The following is a 16,001-nucleotide window of genomic DNA, read 5'->3' on the forward strand; positions in this document are numbered from 1 at the left end:
TCCCATGACCGACATCGACGCCCCCGAAGCCGCCCCGACGCGGGTGGGCGGCGAGGGGCTCGACGCCCGGCTCGTCGTCGACCGGGACGCCTTCCGCCTGGACGTCTCCCTCACCGCCGCCCCCGGCGACGTCGTCGCCCTGCTCGGCCCCAACGGCGCCGGCAAGACCACCGCCCTGCGCGCCCTCGCCGGTCTCGTCCCGCTCACCGACGGGCATCTCCGGCTCGACGGCGCCTCCTTGGCGGACACTCCCCCGGAGTCCCGCCCGGTCGGCGTGGTCTTCCAGGACTACCTGCTCTTCCCGCACCTGACCGCCCTGGACAACGTGGCCTTCGGGCCGCGCTGCCAGGGCGTCTCCAAGACCGAGGCCCGTACCCGGGCGGCCGCGTGGCTGGAGCGCATGGGGCTCGCCGACCACGCCCACGCCAAACCACGCCGGCTGTCCGGCGGCCAGGCCCAGCGGGTGGCCGTCGCCCGGGCCCTTGCCACCCGCCCGCGGCTGCTGCTCCTGGACGAGCCGCTGGCCGCCCTGGACGCCCGCACCCGCCTGGAGGTCCGGGCCCAACTGCGCCGCCATCTGGCCGAGTTCGAGGCGGTCGCCGTTCTCGTCACGCACGACCCGCTGGACGCCATGGTGCTCGCGGACCGGCTGGTCGTCATCGAGGACGGCCAGGTGGTGCAGGAGGGCACCCCCGCCGACATCGCCCGCCACCCCCGCACCGACTACATCGCCCAGCTCGTCGGCCTCAACCTCTACCGGGGCCGGGCGGACGGGCACACGGTACGGCTCGACGCCGGGCCCTCGCTCACGACCACCGAGGAGCTGTCCGGGCCCGTCTTCGTGGCGTTCCCGCCGAGCGCCGTCACCCTGTTCCGGGACCGGCCGACCGGCGCGAGCGCCCGGAACCTGTGGCGCTGCGAGGTCGAGGGCCTGGAGACGCACGGCGACCAGATCCGCGCCGGCCTCGTCGGCGAACTCCCGCTCGCGGCCGACCTCACCACGGTCGCCGCGGCCGAGCTGGATCTACACCCGGGCGCCGCTGTCTGGGCGACGGTCAAAGCGACGCAGACGCACGCATACCCGGCTTAGGTGACCGCGCGCCCTACCGTGGGTGCCCATGACCCTGAGCATCCGCAATCAGCTGCCCGGCGCCGTCACCGAGGTCCGGTCGGGCGAGGCGATGGCCGCCGTGAAGGTCCGCCTCGGCGGCGGGCAGCACCTCACCGCGGCGATCACCCTGGAGGCCGCCGAGGAACTCGCCCTCGCCCCCGGCTCGCCCGTACGCGCCCTCGTGAAATCGACCGAGGTCTCCCTCGCCAGCGGCCGGGTCGAGGGCCTGTCGATCCGCAACCAGCTGCCCGGCGCGGTCACCGGCCTCGTCACCGGTGCCGTCATGGCGACCGTCCGGATCACCGTCGACGGCGGCGAACTGACCGCGGCGATCACCAAGGACGCGGTCGAGGACCTCGGCCTCTTCGTGGGCTCCGACGTGGTCGCTCTGATCAAGGCGACCGAGGTGGCCCTCGCGACGGAGTGACACGGCGGGTGACACGGCGAGGGCCCCGCCCGGGAATCCGGGCGGGGCCCTCGATGTCACCGCCCGCCGCCGTGCCGGCGGGCGAGAGGTGTCAGTCCTCGTACGCGTCCGGCGGCGGGCAGGAGCAGACCAGGTTGCGGTCGCCGAAGGCCTGGTCGATCCGGCGCACCGGCGGCCAGTACTTGTCGGCGGCGGAGACACCGGCCGGGAAGACGGCCTCCTCGCGGCTGTAGGCGTGCGCCCAGTCGCCGCCGAGCGCGGCGGCGGTGTGCGGGGCGTTCCGCAGCGGGTTGTCCTCCGCCGGCCACTCGTCCGCGCCGACCTTCTCGATCTCCGCGCGGATGGCGATCATCGCGTCGCAGAACCGGTCCAGCTCGGCGAGGTCCTCGGACTCGGTCGGCTCGATCATGAGCGTGCCGGCCACCGGGAAGGACATGGTGGGCGCGTGGAAGCCGTAGTCGATGAGCCGCTTGGCGACGTCGTCCACGCTGACGCCGGTCGCCTTGGTCAGGGGACGCAGGTCGATGATGCACTCGTGCGCGACCAGGCCGCCGGGGCCGGTGTAGAGCACGGGGTAGTGCGGCTCCAGGCGCTTGGCGACATAGTTCGCCGACAGCACGGCGACCTGCGTGGCCCGCTTGAGACCCTCGCCGCCCATCAGGCGGACGTACGCCCAGGAGATGGGCAGGATGCCCGCGGAGCCCCAGGGGGCGGCCGAGACCGGGCCGACGCCCGTCTCGGGGCCGGCCGCGGGCTGGAGCGGGTGGTTCGGCAGGTACGGCGCGAGGTGCGAGCGGACCGCGACCGGGCCGACGCCTGGACCGCCGCCGCCGTGCGGGATGCAGAAGGTCTTGTGCAGGTTCAGATGCGAGACGTCACCGCCGAAGTGGCCCGGCTTGGCGAGGCCGACCAGCGCGTTGAGGTTCGCGCCGTCGACGTACACCTGGCCGCCCGCCTCGTGCACCCGGGCACAGATGTCGGCGACGTGCTCCTCGAAGACGCCGTGCGTCGACGGGTAGGTGATCATCAGCACCGCCAGCTCGGCGCGGTGCTGCTCGATCTTGGCGCGCAGGTCCTCGACGTCGATCTCGCCGTCCTCAGCGGTCTTGACGACGACGACCTTCATGCCGGCCATCACGGCGCTGGCCGCGTTGGTGCCGTGCGCGGAGGACGGGATCAGGCAGACGGTGCGCTGCTCGTCGCCATTGGCGCGGTGGTAGCCGCGTACGGCGAGCAGACCGGCCAGCTCACCCTGGGAGCCGGCGTTCGGCTGGAGGGAGACCTTGTCGTAGCCGGTGACCTCGGCGAGACGTTCCTCCAGCTCGCGGATGAGGGTGAGGAAGCCCTGCGCCTGCTCGGCCGGCGCGAAGGGGTGCAGCCCGCCGAACTCGGGCCAGGTGACCGGCTCCATCTCGGTGGTCGCGTTGAGCTTCATGGTGCAGGAGCCCAGCGGGATCATGCCGCGGTCGAGCGCGTAGTCGCGGTCGGCGAGCTTGCGCAGGTAGCGCAGCATCGCGGTCTCGGAGCGGTGCTGGTGGAAGACCGGGTGGGTGAGGTAGTCGTCGCCGCGCAGCAGCGCCTCGGGCAGGGCGTCCGCGGCGGTCGCGTCGAGCGCCGCTATGTCGCCCGCGACGCCGAAGGCCGCGAGGACCACGCCCAGCCGGTCCCGGTCGGTGGTCTCGTCGCAGGCCACGGAGACGTGGTCGGCGTCGACCGGGCGCAGGTTCACGCCGTTCTCCCGGGCGGCGGCGACGACCTCGGCGGCCTTGCCGGGCACGCGCGCGGTGACGGTGTCGAAGAAGGCACCGTGGACGACCTCGACACCGCCGGCCCGCAGGCCCTCGGCGAGAAGCGTGGCGTACCGGTGCGTCCGCCGGGCGATGATCCGCAGCCCCTCCGGGCCGTGGTAGACGGCGTACATGCCGGCCATGACGGCGAGCAGCACCTGCGCGGTGCAGATGTTGCTGGTGGCCTTCTCACGGCGGATGTGCTGCTCACGGGTCTGGAGCGCGAGCCGGTAGGCCTTGTTGCCGTCGGCGTCGACGGAGACGCCCACGAGCCGGCCGGGCAGGCTGCGCGCGAACTTCTCCTGCACGGCCATGTAACCGGCGTGCGGACCGCCGAAGCCCATCGGCACGCCGAACCGCTGGGTGGTGCCGACCGCGATGTCCGCGCCCAGCTCACCCGGCGAGGCCAGCAGGGTCAGCGCGAGCAGGTCGGCGGCGACGGTGACGAGGGCGCCCAGCTCGTGCGCCTGGTCGATGACCGGCCTGATGTCGCGTACGGCACCGGAGGCGCCCGGGTACTGGATCAGTACGCCGTTGATCTCGCGCGCGGCGATGTCGGCCGGGATGCCCTCGCTGAGGTCGGCGACGACGACCTCGACACCGGTCGGTTCGGAGCGGGTCTCGATGACGGCGATGGTCTGCGGCAGCACGTCCGCGTCGACCAGGAACAGACCCTTCTTGTTCTTGCCCATGCGCCGGGACAGCGCCATGGCCTCGGCGGCCGCCGTGCCCTCGTCCAGCAGGGAGGCACCGGAGGTCGGCAGCCCGGTCAGGTCGGCGACCATGGTCTGGAAGTTCAGCAGGGCCTCCAGCCGACCCTGGGAGATCTCCGGCTGGTAGGGCGTGTACGCCGTGTACCAGGCGGGGTTCTCCATGACGTTGCGCAGGATGACGGGCGGGGTGAACGTCCCGTAGTACCCCAGGCCGATCATCGAGCCGAGCACCTGGTTGCGGTCCGCGAGCGCGCGCAGCTCGGCGAGCACCTCGGCCTCGGTGCGGGCGCCCGGCAGGTCGAGGGCGTCGGCGTTCTTGATCACGTCGGGGACCGCGGCGGCGGTCAGCTCGTCCAGCGAGCCGTAGCCGACCTGCGCGAGCATCTTGGCCCGCGCCTCCTGGTCGGGCCCGATGTGGCGCTGTTCGAAGGGAATACCCGCTTCGAGGTCGGAGAGCGGCATGCGGTGGGCGGTCATTGCGGAGGCCTCCTGGTCTGACGCGACCTTCGAAGGGCACCACGGTGCGGTGCCCCGACGGCCTCCCCCTCTGTCATCTCAACCTGAGAGCTTCACCGGGCGCCCGAGAGGCCCGGCTTTCACCGTCGGTGAGAGCGGAAGCCGTCGACAACCGCCCTGCTTTCCAGAGTGACCTCGTCCGTGCGGTACGTGAGCCTGAGAGATTCCGGGGAGGATTTGCTCCTTCGGCGCCTCCGAGGTGATCGGAGGACTCTCCCGCACGGGTTCAGCAGCCGTTGTCAGACTACCAGCGAGGTCAACGCCCGAGCCCTCGAGTGGCCGCCTCCGCGAATCTGCTCTTTTGTAGTGGTTACGGATGAGTTGTGACCATGTGGAGGGAGAGCGACCGTGCAGACCGACATCGATCCGCGCAACCTGATCGGCCGCAAGGCGTTCGACCGCAGCGGCGCCAAGATCGGCACCGTCGACGAGGTGTACCTGGACGACGCGACCGGCATACCCGAGTGGGCGGCCATACGCACCGGCCTGTTCTCCCGTGACGCGTTCGTCCCGCTGGAACCGAGCGAACTCGTCGAGGGCACCCTCCGCGTCCCCTTCGACCGCGCCCTCATCAAGGACGCCCCGGACTTCGGCGTGGGCCGCCATCTCTCCCCCGAACAGGAACTCCAGCTCTACCACCACTACGGCCTCGACACGGCCCTGCCTCCCACGCTCCCCGACCGGGACTTCGGCAAGCTGGCCGGGTCGGAGGAGGCCTGAGGCCGGCGCACCCCGCCAGGGGGTGTCGTTCGGATCATGCCGGCGTCGCGGGCCCTGGCACGCCCATCTGCGGCATTGTCATCGATCACCGACTCCCCCACGACCCCGCTCGGCTCGGCCGGCAGGCGGCCGTTCCTCACGGCCGGCCTGATCCAAGCGACACCCCCTAGCTAGGCCTCGGCAGGGTGGTCGCGCCGGAGCTCCTCCTCCTGCGGATCCGGCACCAGCGGCAGCGGCTCCGCGGCCTCCAGCGCGGGGTCGTCGACGAAGAACGTCCGCACCCGCCCCGGAGGGGACTGCGGCGTCTCGAACCGCACCGTCACCCGCCCCAGCCCGCTCCCCTGCACCCACCCGGGCCCGTACGCGACATGGTGCACGTCCTGCCCGGCCCGCCAGTGCCGCTCGACCGGCTCCGGCCGCTCCACCACGGCCTCGGCCACGACCTCCTCCGGCGTCTCCGCCGCCCGCGCGTCCATGGCCTGGGCGAACAGGTCCTCCTGCGTGTAGTCGGCGAGCCCGGAGACGCCCACGCCGAGCAGCCGCACCCCGCCCGTGGTGTCCACGGAGTCCAGCAGCCGGGCCGCCGCCTCCCGGACCACCGCCGGATCGTCCGTGGGCCCCCTGAGCGTCTCCGAACGGGTCAGCGTCGAGAAGTCGTACCGCCGCACCTTCAGCACGATGGTCCGCCCCGACAGCCCGGCCCCCCGCAGCCGCCCCACGCACCGGTCCGCGAGCCGCTGCACCTCCATGCCGATCCGCAGCCGGTCATGGATGTCCACGTCGTAGGTGTCCTCGACCGACACCGACTTCGCCTCACGCTCGGCCACCACGGGCCGGTCGTCACGGGCCAGCGCCATCGCGTACAACGCGTGCCCGTGCGCCTTGCCGAGCAGCCGGACCAACTCGTCCTCACCCGCCTCGGCCAGCTCCTCGACCGTGGTGATCCCGGCCCGGCGCAGATGGTCCCCGGTCGCGGGGCCCACGCCCGGCAGGGTCCGCACCGGCATCGGCCCGAGCAGTGCCCGCTCGGTCCCCGGCTCGATGACCAGCAGGCCGTCCGGCTTGGCCTGCTCGGAGGCGATCTTCGCGAGCATCTTGGACGCGGCGAGCCCCACCGAGCCGGTCAGCCCCGTGACCGCCCGGATGTCCGCGCGCAGCCTGTTCCCGGCCAGCCGCGCCGACTCCTCGTCCCAGGCCGTCCCGCCCGCCTCCAGATCCACGAACGCCTCGTCCAGACTGAGCGGCTCCACCAGCGGCGACAGCTCCCGCAGCAGCGCCATCACCTGCTCGCTGATCGCCCGGTACACCCCGAAGCGCGGCACGAGATACGCGGCGTTGGGCGCCAGCCGCCGGGCCTGGCCCATGGGCATCGCCGAATGGACCCCGAAGATCCGTGCCTCGTACGACGCGGTGGCCACCACACCGCGCGGTCCGAGCCCGCCCACCACGACCGCCTTCCCGCGCAGGCTCGGCTTGGATGCCTGCTCCACCGAGGCGTAGAAGGCATCCATGTCGAGATGCAGGATGGTCGGCGCGTGTCTCACATCTCCGATGCTGCACCACGGCACTGACAATGCCGCGGTACGGGACGCCCACCGTGCGGCATCGCGCCGGATGCCGGCGGGCACCGGCTAGCGGACGGCGACGGATCCCCGCTGTCGGACGGCGAGGGACCCGGCGTTCAGACCGCTCGGTTGCGGCGGCGCGCCAGCTCGTCCGCGGGGTTGTGCCCGACGAGGGTCTCGCCCGTGTCGATGCGCTCGCCGTGCAGCTGGGAGAGCGCGCTTTCCACGTCCCGCCACACCACGCCGACGGCGATCCCGAAGATGCCCTGACCGCCCTGGAGCAGGGCGTGGACCTCGTCCGGCGAGGTGCACTCGTACACCGTCGCGCCGTCGCTCATCAGGGTCAACCGCTCCAGGTCGCGGAAACCGCGTTCTCTGAGGTGCTGGACGGCCGAGCGGATGTTCTGGAGCGAGACCCCGGTGTCCAGGAACCGCTTCACGATCTTCAGGACGACCACGTCCCGGAAGCTGTACAACCGCTGGGTGCCGGACCCGTAGGCGGGCCGCACGCTCGGCTCGACCAGGCCGGTGCGGGCCCAGTAGTCGAGCTGTCGATAGGTGATGCCCGCGGCCGCACACGCGGTGGGCCCGCGGTAACCGATCTGTTCGGACGTCATGGACGCTGCCCCTCCGCCGTCCGGTACCACCGTCGGCCGCTGCGGAGCGGGGTCGACCGCGCTGCTCGATGGGAGGCACCCCCTGTTCGAACGCAGCTGTGAACTCGGGGGAGGGTACGGACCGCTCTCCCCGAACCCGCGTCCGGGGGCACCCCCAGCCGTACCGTCGCCGCTCGTTCTCACGCCGACCTCCGTCCTTGACCTGCCTTCTCGACGGTAGGCAGTCACCAGGGGCGCGTCAACGATCGCCACACTCGGCACGCCGAGTGATAATCACCCTAAGAGTGGTTTCCCGTGCCCCACCGCGGGGAAAGGCTAGCCGAATGCGCTCGCGGGGGGCCGTAGGACGCCCTCATTGGCCGGTGGCACATGCCCGGCCCCACCGCCCGCACGGGCCCGCCGCACCCGGTGCTCACCGGGCGGGCGCGCTCACCGACGGCTTGTGATCACTGGCTGCTGGTGCCGAAGTCCTCGGGCGAGATCTGGTCGAGGAACTCACGGAACTTCTCCACCTCGTCCTCCTGCTCGTCCGGGATGGCGATGCCCGCGTCGTCCAGCACCGTGTCGCTGCCGTAGATCGGCGTACCGGTGCGCAGGGCCAGCGCTATGGCGTCGGAGGGGCGGGCGCTGACCTCGACCCCGCTGGCGAAGACGAGCTCCGCGTAGAAGACGCCTTCCCGCAGGTCGGTGATGCGTACTTCGGTCAGCTCCTGGCCGACGGCCTCCAGCACGTCCTTGAACAGGTCGTGCGTCAGCGGTCGGGCGGGAGCCATGCCCTGCTGGGCGAAGGCGATCGCCGTAGCCTCCCCCGGCCCGATCCAGATGGGGAGGTAACGGTCGCCCCCCACTTCGCGCAGGAGCACGATCGGTTGGTTGGAGGGCATTTCGACCCGGACACCTACGACATCGAGCTCGTTCACACAGCAACCCTAGGCCGTGCCCGGGACGTTTGGGTAGTCGGGCCGGGAACAGGTGCCCGATCCGGACTCCGGCGGACCCCCGGCCCACCCGCCGCTCTCAGGGCAGGCTCACACCGAGAGCGCTCTTCACCAGAGCCGCGTGCAGCTTCACCGTGAGCGCCGCCAGCTCCTTCGTACGGGCTTCGGCAAGTGCCCTGGTCTGCGGGTTGCGGTGGCGCTTGAGCGGGGCAACCACCTGGTCGACGAGACCGGCCTCGCGGTCGGCGGCGCCCTTCATCACCCGCAGGTGACGCGGCTCGATCCCGAACCGGCCCAGTTCGGCCACCAGCCCGGCCACGGTGACCGCCTCGGCGTCGTACGCCCCGTCGGCCAGCGGAGCGATGAGCCCGTACGACTCCCACTCCTGGAGCTCGGCCTCGTCGATGTCCGCCGCCGCCAGCAGCTCGGCCCGGCCGATTCGAGCGACCGTGGGCACCGCCGACCGCTCCTGAAGGTCCTCCGGCGTGCGCTGGCGCCCCACGACGGGCAGCGGGACGGCCTCGCCGCGCTCCATGGCGTCCAGGTGCTCGCGGATCACCTTGAGCGGCAGATAGTGGTCCCGCTGCATCCGCAGGACGTGCGCCAGGCGCTCGACGTCTCCGGCGCTGAACTTGCGGTACCCCGAAGCGGTCCGCTGCGGCTCGATGAGCCCCTCGGACTCCAGGAAGCGGATCTTGGAGATGGTGACTTCGGGGAACTCGTCGCGCAGCGCGTTCAGCACCGTGCCGATGCTCATCAGCCCACTGTCCCTGGCGGCGGTACCGCTTCCGGCACCGCCGCTCGGTGTTTGAAGCATGGACCTTCCCTGGGGTCCCCCCGGACGCCGGTCCGGGGGCGGGTCAGATGCCCTGGTTCCGGCTCGCGTAGAACACCAGCCGGTACTTGCCGATCTGCACCTCGTCACCGTTCGACAGAGCGACCTGGTCGATCGGCTCGCGGTTGACGTACGTGCCGTTGAGGCTGCCCACGTCGGCGACGGTGAACGAGCCGTCCGGCTGGCGACGGAACTCCACGTGCCGACGCGAGACCGTCACGTCGTCGAGGAAGATGTCGCTCTGCGGATGACGGCCGGCCGTGGTGAGGTCGGCGTCCAGCAGGAAGCGGCTGCCCGAGTTCGGCCCCCGGCGCACCACCAGCAGCGCCGAGCCGAACGGCAGCGCGTCCACCGCGGCCTGCGCCTCGGGCGACAGCGTCGGGACCTGCGTCTGGCCGGTCACCTCGGCGTCGTACGCCTCAAGACCGGAGATCGAGATCGTTGACGTCGTCTCGGAGGCGCGCTCCGGCACGGCTCCGGGGCGCAGCGGCGCACCGCAGTTGGAACAGAAGCGGGCGCTGTCCGCATTGCGGTTACCGCACCTCGAACACACCAGGGCCGACATGGACGGATCCTCCTGCCGCGGCTGCCCCGCCGGGGCGTTGGACGCGTACGGACCAGAGGCGAACCCTCCACCCGTACCTGAGGTTGACGGTTGTCCGAAACCTATGCCGCCGGACTGGGCAGGGTCAACCGACGCCCCGCCCTGGCCTCCGGAAATGTCACCGCCCGGACCAGCCACCTGGTCCCGGAACAGCGGCCGCTGACCCTCCGCGTCGGGCTGGGCGCGATGGCGAGCGGTCGCGTTGTCGCCACCCTCTCGCGCACTCTTGCCGAACAACTTCGCAAACAACTTCACGGGCGATTCCCCTTGACCGAAACAGACCCGCCCGTGGGGCAGGACGAACCCTGATTGCCTACACCGGCCGAGCCGGACATCCTCACAACGTCCGTATCCACCAGACAGTTTCCACCACGCACCACCCCTTCGATGCGTCGACCCCCCGCAACCTCATGCCCCTGCCGGACGTCCCGCATGCACCGCCGGTTCACTACGAGGACGACCGAGCGTAGTCAGGCCGCTTCGTCTGTCGCAAGGCGTCCACGACGATCTTGTCCGAGCGCTCCACCGTGACCGTGGCCTGCTCCTTCTCCAGCGTCTGCACCACTCCTCCCGGGATGTTCAGCGCGGGTTCCAGATCTTGCGGCTTGCCGATGACCGTAAAACGATAGGGGGCGTTGATCTTGTTCCCGTCGACGCTCACGCCGCTGCCGGAATCCGCGAAGTACGTGTTCGCCACCACACGGACCCCGTTCAGCTGGATCGCCTCCGCGCCGGCCGCACGCAGCTCCTGGACGGCGTCGAGCAGCATGTCCGCCTTGACCGCCCCCTTCGTGTCCTCGACCGTCATCGTGATGCCGGGACCCTGCGCCGCCACGGTGCCCGCCAGAATGCCGAGTTGCCTCTCCTTCTCGGCCGTCTGCTTGCGGGCCTCCGCAGCCTGGTCGGAGCTGTTCTGGAGCTCCTGGCGCTGCTTTTCGAGTCCCTGCTTCTCGTCCTCAAGACGCTGCGTACGCGAATCCAGTTCATCGAGGATGCGCACAAGATCTTCCTGTCGCGCGCCGCGGAGCGCGCTGTCGGTGTCACTGTTGGAGGCCACCTGCACGGCCAGCCCGAAGCCGAGCCCGAACAGCAGCAGGGCGACGATGAGTTGGGCCCGGGTGAAACGCGGCGGCCACAGCCCCTTGACCAGCCGTTGCCGCCCGGTCAGCGACTCCTGCGGCGGCTCGCCGGACGTCGCCCCGGACTCGGGTGCCGGCGGCGGCACCTCGGCCGGCAGTTCCTTGCGCAGCCTGTTCTCCGGCTGGTTCTCCGGCTGCTCGTTCGGCTCGCTCATCGGTCTCACGCCCGGAACACGTGACGCCGGATCGCGGCGGCGTTGGAGAAGATCCGGATGCCGAGGACCACGACGACACCCGTGGACAGCTGCGCGCCCACGCCCAACTTGTCACCCAGGAACACGATCAAGGCGGCGACGACCACGTTCGACAGGAACGACACCACGAAGACCTTGTCGTCGAAGATCCCGTCGAGCATGGCCCGCAGACCGCCGAAGACGGCGTCCAGCGCCGCGACGACGGCGATCGGCAGATAAGGCTCGACGATCGCCGGAACCTCCGGGTGGACCAACAGGCCGGCCACGACTCCCACGACGAGGCCCAGTACGGCGATCACGATGTGCCCTTCTCAGTCTTCTCGGTGCTCGGCTGTGCGGTACGGACGATCACACTCGGTGCGGCGGGCAACCGTACGTCACCCTGGGTGGAAATGGTGGCGCGGATGCCGAAGTTCTCCTCCAGGGCGTGCAGATACAGCCCGTCGGCACTGTTCTGGAACCCGGTGCTCAGCCGTTCCCCGTCCCCCACGGCCAGCACCGTGTACGGCGGCACCAGCGGCCGGTTGTCGACCAGTATCGCGTCTCCCGCGGCCCTGATCGCGGACAGGGCCGTCAGCCGCTGTCCGTTGATGGAGACGGCCTCGGCCCCGGACGCCCACAGCCCGTTGACCACGCGCTGCATGTCACGGTCGCGCACCCGGCCGCTGTCGGAGAAGCCCGAGGTCTCCCGCGGATTGGTCCCGTCACCGCCGGAGCTGGCCTCCTTGGCGTCGTTCACGACGAGCTTGACGCCCGGCCCGTGCACCTCGGTCGCACCCGACAGGACGCCCACCAGATCCGCCGGCCCGCTGCCGCCGCTCGACTTCAGCGCCGCCCGCTGACGGGCGCTGACGTCGTCGCGCAGCGTGTCCACGGTGTGCTCCAGCTTGTCCGCGTTCGCGGTCTCGCTGTCGATGCGGTCGATCAGCTCCTGGTGCTCCTTGGCCACCACGGGTGCCGCCCCCTGCGCCTGCGCCGCACCGAGGGTCACGACCAGCGCCGCGAGGACGAGACCGCCCGCGAGACCGAGCTTCGCCCGGAGCGTCTTGGGCAGCCCGCCCTCGCCCGCGGACTTCTTCCGGGCTGCGGCCTCGGCGTATCCGTCGTCGAGGCTGTGGTCCATGACATTGGTGATCAACGACATGGAGGCGTCCGGGCGCTGCGGCCGCGCAGGGCTGCTCCGAACGGGGGGTTGCTGCGGCATGCCGCACATCGTCGCATGTCGCGGGCGATACCTCCGAATGGCCCCACCGACGTGCCGGACAGGCCCCCTGGGGGACATCTGTCCGGCACGCGCGTGTGCGTGGGCCTTCCCGTACGGCGCGGTGTGTCGCGCCCCTTCCGGCCGCCCCGCGGTGCCCTACCGGCCGGCGCTGTCCACGACGGCCGACCACTCGTCGAGCAGGGCCTGTGCGGAGGCGTCGTCGGGCCCCTCCGCCCACAGATGGGTGACCGCCTCGGCCGGGTCGGGCAACACCATCACCCAGCGCCCGTCGGTCTCCACGACCCGCACGCCGTCGGTCGTGTCGACAAAGCGATCCCCTGCCGCCTCGACCACCCGCCGCATGACCAGACCCTTGACGGCCCACGGCGTGGCCAGGTCCCGCTTGAGCACATGGGCCCGCGGGATCCGCGCGTCGATCTGGCTGAGCGTGAGCTGCGTCCGCGCGACGAGCCCGATCAGCCGGACGAAGGCCGCCGTACCGTCGAACACGCCGCTGAACTCGGGGACGATGAACCCGCCCTTGCCGTCACCGCCGAAGATCGTCCCTTCTTCACGCCCCACGCGCGTGAGATCGTCGGGCGAGGTCGTGGTCCACTCGACCTGCGTGCCGTGATAGGCGGCCACCTGCTCGGCGATCCGGGTCGTGGTCACCGGCAGCGCCACCCGCCCGCTGCGCCGCTCCGCGGCCACCAGGTCGAGCATCACCAGCAGCGCCCGGTCGTCCTCGATGATCCGGCCCTTCTCGTCCACGAGCGACAACCGCTCGCCGACCGGGTCGAACCGCACGCCGAAGGCGGCACCCGAGGAGGCCACTATCTCGCCGAGCCGCACCAGCCCGCCCCGCCGCATCTCGGTGGTCTCGGTGGGCCGCGACTCGTCCAGCCCCGGATTGATCGTCAGCGAATCCACGCCGAGCTTGCCGAGCAGGCTGGGCAGCACCAGTCCGGCGCTGCCGTTGGCCGCGTCCACGACGACCTTCAGACCGGAGTCGGCGATGCCGGTCGTGTCGACGTTCCGCAGGACCGTGCCTGTGTACGAGTCGAAGACGCTGGCCGGGAAGTACAGGTCACCGATCTCGCCGGGGAACGCCCGCCGGTACTCCTGCCGTGCGAACACCCGGTCCAGCTTGCGCTGGCCGCCCTGCGACAGATCGGCGCCCTGCCCGTCGAAGAACATGATGTCGACCGAGTCCGGCACGCCCGGCGAGGTCCGGATCATGATGCCGCCGGCACTGCCGCGCGCGGTCTGCTGCCGGGCCACGGGCAGCGGCACGTTCTCCAGGTCGCGTACGTCGATGGCGCTGGCCTGCAACGCGGAGATGACCGCCCGCTTCAGCGCACGGGCACCCCGGGAGTGGTCGCGGGCCGTGGTGACGGTCGAGCCCTTCTTCAGGGTCGTCGCGTACGCCCCGGCGAGCCGCACCGCCAGCTCGGGCGTGATCTCGACGTTCAGAATGCCGGACACCCCACGGGCGCCGAACAGATTGGCCTGCCCTCTGGACTCCCAGATGACCGAGGTGTTGACGAACGCGCCGGCCTCGATGGTCTTGAACGGATAGACGCGGACGTTGCCCTGAACGATCGATTCCTCACCGATCAGGCACTCGTCACCGATGACGGCGCCGTCCTCGATCCGGGCGGCGCGCATGATGTCGGTGTTCTTCCCGACGACACAGCCGCGCAGATTGCTGTGCTGACCGACATACACGTTGTCGTGCACGACGGCCCGGTGCAGAAAGGCACCGCTCTTGACGACGACGTTCGATCCGACGACGGTGTGCTCCCGGATCTCCGCGCCGGCCTCCACCTTCGCGTAGTCGCCGATGTACAACGGCCCGCGCAGTACGGCGTCGGGATGCACTTCGGCGCCTTCCGCCACCCACACACCGGGCGAGATCTCGAACCCGTCGATGTCGACGTGGACCTTGCCCTCAAGTACGTCGGCCTGGGCCTTCACATAGCTCTCATGGGTGCCGACGTCCTCCCAGTAGCCCTCCGCGACATAGCCGTAGACCGGCTTGCCTTCCTTCATCAGCTGCGGAAAGACGTCACCTGACCAGTCGACCGGAACATCCGGTTCGACGTATCCGAAGACTTCGGGCTCCATGACATAAATGCCCGTGTTGACCGTGTCGGAGAAGACCTGACCCCAGGTCGGCTTCTCCAGGAAACGCTCGACCTGGCCTTCCTCGTCGACAATGGTGATGCCGAACTCCAGCGGATTGGGCACACGGGTCAGACAGACCGTGACGAGTGCACCCTTCTCCTTGTGGAAATTGATCAACTCGGTGAGGTCGAAGTCGGTCAGGGCATCGCCGGAGATGACGAGGAAGGCATCGTCCTTCAACGCCTCTTCGGCGTTCTTGACGCTTCCGGCGGTACCGAGTGGCTTCTCCTCATTGGCATAGGTGAGCTCCATTCCGAGCTCTTCACCGTCGCCGAAGTAGTTCTTGACGAGCGATGCCAGGAACTGGACGGTAACAACGGTCTCGGTGAGCCCGTGCCTTTTGAGCAGCCGTAGCACATGCTCCATGATCGGGCGATTGGCCACGGGCAGGAGCGGCTTGGGCATGCTAGAGGTCATGGGGCGCAGGCGTGTGCCTTCGCCCCCGGCCATCACGACGGCCTTCATGTCGGAAGCGTCCTCCTCGCAAGAGATGACGGTCTAGCCGACTTCACCCGTCCTGATTGTCCCGCACTTTTCCACTGCGGGCCATCGCGACATAACGTCAGGACAATCGCCGAGCTCAATCGGCCATGGTGTCCGCCCGGACCAAACAGCGGACCTGTACCACGTAGAGCACTCCTGCCCACCAGTAGAGCGTTGTACCCCACCCGGCGAACGCCCATCCGAAAATGGCAGCGAGTGACGCGATCCATGTGTTGCCGTCGCTGAGGAGCAACAACGGGAACGCGTACATCAGGTTGAAGGTTGCTGCCTTCCCGAGGAAGTTCACCTGCGGCGGCGGATACCCGTGCCGGCGAAGGATACCCACCATCACCAGGAGAATCAGCTCCCTCGCCAGCAGCAGCCCGGTCAACCAGAGCGGCAGGATGCCGCGCCAGGTGAGACCGAGCAGGGTGGAAAGGACATAGAGCCGGTCGGCAGCAGGGTCGAGAAGCCGGCCGAGGCTGCTGATCTGGTTCCAGCGCCGCGCGAGCTTCCCGTCGAGATAGTCACTGATCCCGCTGAAGGCAAGCACGAGGAGAGCCCAGCCATCACTCTTGGGGCCCCCGAACTCGGGCCTGAGGATCAACCACAGGAAGAGGGGTACGCCGACGAGCCGAGCCATGCTGAGGATGTTGGGGATGGTGAGGACCCGGTCTGTCTGGACACGGGTCTCCTGGACCTCCACCCGGGGGCCTCCTGTGCGAAAACGAGCCAACGATGCCCCCTGACCTTACCTCAACGCAAAAAAGCTCCGGCTCTCGGGCAGTGCCCAAGAGCCGGAGCTGTAAAAGGAGTTCGGCGGCGTCCTACTCTCCCACAGGGTCCCCCCTGCAGTACCATCGGCGCTGTGAGGCTTAGCTTCCGGGTTCGGAATGTAACCGGGCGTTTCCCTCACGCTATGACCACCGAAACACTATGAAACTGACAACCGGACCGCCTG

Annotated in this window: 14 protein-coding genes, 1 rRNA gene and 1 riboswitch; of the genes, 3 read left to right on the forward strand and 12 right to left on the reverse strand. The window is 70.1% G+C overall.

Translation table 11 applies throughout. From position 1 onward, the window contains the following. Positions 1-4: 4 nt before the first annotated feature. Together AC4OXY_RS12575 and AC4OXY_RS12580 are read left to right on the forward strand one after the other, a co-directional pair. A complete protein-coding gene (locus tag AC4OXY_RS12575; RefSeq protein ID WP_491993934.1) occupies positions 5-1,090 on the forward strand; it encodes an ABC transporter ATP-binding protein in 1,086 nt (361 codons plus the stop codon). Positions 1,091-1,118: 28 nt separating this feature from the next. Then, entirely contained in the window at positions 1,119-1,538 is a 420-nt protein-coding gene (locus AC4OXY_RS12580) for a TOBE domain-containing protein (RefSeq protein WP_362821412.1), read from the forward strand. A gap of 91 nt (positions 1,539-1,629) precedes the next feature. Here the strand turns inward: AC4OXY_RS12580 and gcvP are convergent, their stop codons facing one another. Next, positions 1,630-4,515, reverse strand: a complete 2,886-nt coding sequence (gene gcvP / locus AC4OXY_RS12585) for an aminomethyl-transferring glycine dehydrogenase (protein ID WP_491993935.1) — start codon at positions 4,513-4,515, stop codon at positions 1,630-1,632. A gap of 173 nt (positions 4,516-4,688) precedes the next feature. Continuing rightward, positions 4,689-4,783: riboswitch (glycine riboswitch) on the reverse strand. Between the two features lie 119 nt (positions 4,784-4,902). Here gcvP and AC4OXY_RS12590 point away from each other — a divergent pair. Then, positions 4,903-5,274 (forward strand): PRC-barrel domain-containing protein, encoded by a 372-nt coding sequence (locus AC4OXY_RS12590; RefSeq protein WP_356037277.1) that lies wholly within the window; start codon positions 4,903-4,905, stop codon positions 5,272-5,274. 170 nt (positions 5,275-5,444) lie between these two features. On the opposite strand, the gene AC4OXY_RS12595 is transcribed toward AC4OXY_RS12590, so the two are convergent. From AC4OXY_RS12595 to rrf, 11 genes are all read right to left on the reverse strand, one after another. After that, the gene (locus AC4OXY_RS12595; RefSeq protein WP_356037275.1) at positions 5,445-6,818 is read right to left on the reverse strand and encodes a DNA polymerase IV; all 1,374 of its coding nucleotides are present in this window, start codon (positions 6,816-6,818) and stop codon (positions 5,445-5,447) included. 137 nt (positions 6,819-6,955) lie between these two features. Next, positions 6,956-7,639, reverse strand: a complete 684-nt coding sequence (locus AC4OXY_RS12600) for a MerR family transcriptional regulator (RefSeq protein WP_356037273.1) — start codon at positions 7,637-7,639, stop codon at positions 6,956-6,958. A 263-nt stretch (positions 7,640-7,902) separates the two neighbouring features. Next, a complete protein-coding gene (locus tag AC4OXY_RS12605; protein ID WP_026253112.1) occupies positions 7,903-8,376 on the reverse strand; it encodes a bifunctional nuclease family protein in 474 nt (157 codons plus the stop codon). Positions 8,377-8,473: 97 nt separating this feature from the next. Next, positions 8,474-9,211 carry a transcriptional regulator FtsR gene (gene ftsR / locus AC4OXY_RS12610; protein ID WP_491993936.1) on the reverse strand — a complete coding sequence of 246 codons (738 nt, stop codon included), beginning with the start codon at positions 9,209-9,211 and terminating at the stop codon, positions 8,474-8,476. 43 nt (positions 9,212-9,254) lie between these two features. Further along, positions 9,255-10,088, reverse strand: coding sequence for a double zinc ribbon and FHA domain-containing protein (locus tag AC4OXY_RS12615; protein ID WP_356037269.1), 834 nt, complete (start codon positions 10,086-10,088; stop codon positions 9,255-9,257). A 193-nt stretch (positions 10,089-10,281) separates the two neighbouring features. After that, the gene (locus AC4OXY_RS12620) at positions 10,282-11,127 is read right to left on the reverse strand and encodes a DUF881 domain-containing protein (RefSeq protein WP_491993937.1); all 846 of its coding nucleotides are present in this window, start codon (positions 11,125-11,127) and stop codon (positions 10,282-10,284) included. Positions 11,128-11,132: 5 nt separating this feature from the next. After that, positions 11,133-11,465 (reverse strand): small basic family protein, encoded by a 333-nt coding sequence (locus AC4OXY_RS12625; RefSeq protein ID WP_071378005.1) that lies wholly within the window; start codon positions 11,463-11,465, stop codon positions 11,133-11,135. Next, on the reverse strand, positions 11,462-12,370 hold the full coding sequence (locus tag AC4OXY_RS12630) for a DUF881 domain-containing protein (protein ID WP_491993938.1): 909 nt from the start codon (positions 12,368-12,370) through the stop codon (positions 11,462-11,464). Before AC4OXY_RS12630 ends, AC4OXY_RS12625 begins: the two co-directional genes overlap by 4 nt. Before the next feature lie 156 nt (positions 12,371-12,526). Continuing rightward, entirely contained in the window at positions 12,527-15,022 is a 2,496-nt protein-coding gene (locus tag AC4OXY_RS12635) for a sugar phosphate nucleotidyltransferase (protein ID WP_376296044.1), read from the reverse strand. Between the two features lie 115 nt (positions 15,023-15,137). After that, on the reverse strand, positions 15,138-15,746 hold the full coding sequence (gene clsA, locus AC4OXY_RS12640) for a cardiolipin synthase ClsA (RefSeq protein ID WP_491993939.1): 609 nt from the start codon (positions 15,744-15,746) through the stop codon (positions 15,138-15,140). 108 nt (positions 15,747-15,854) lie between these two features. Then, positions 15,855-15,971, reverse strand: a 5S ribosomal RNA gene (gene rrf, locus AC4OXY_RS12645). Positions 15,972-16,001 lie beyond the last annotated feature (30 nt).

This window comes from Streptomyces sp. HUAS MG56 (genome assembly GCF_058673395.1).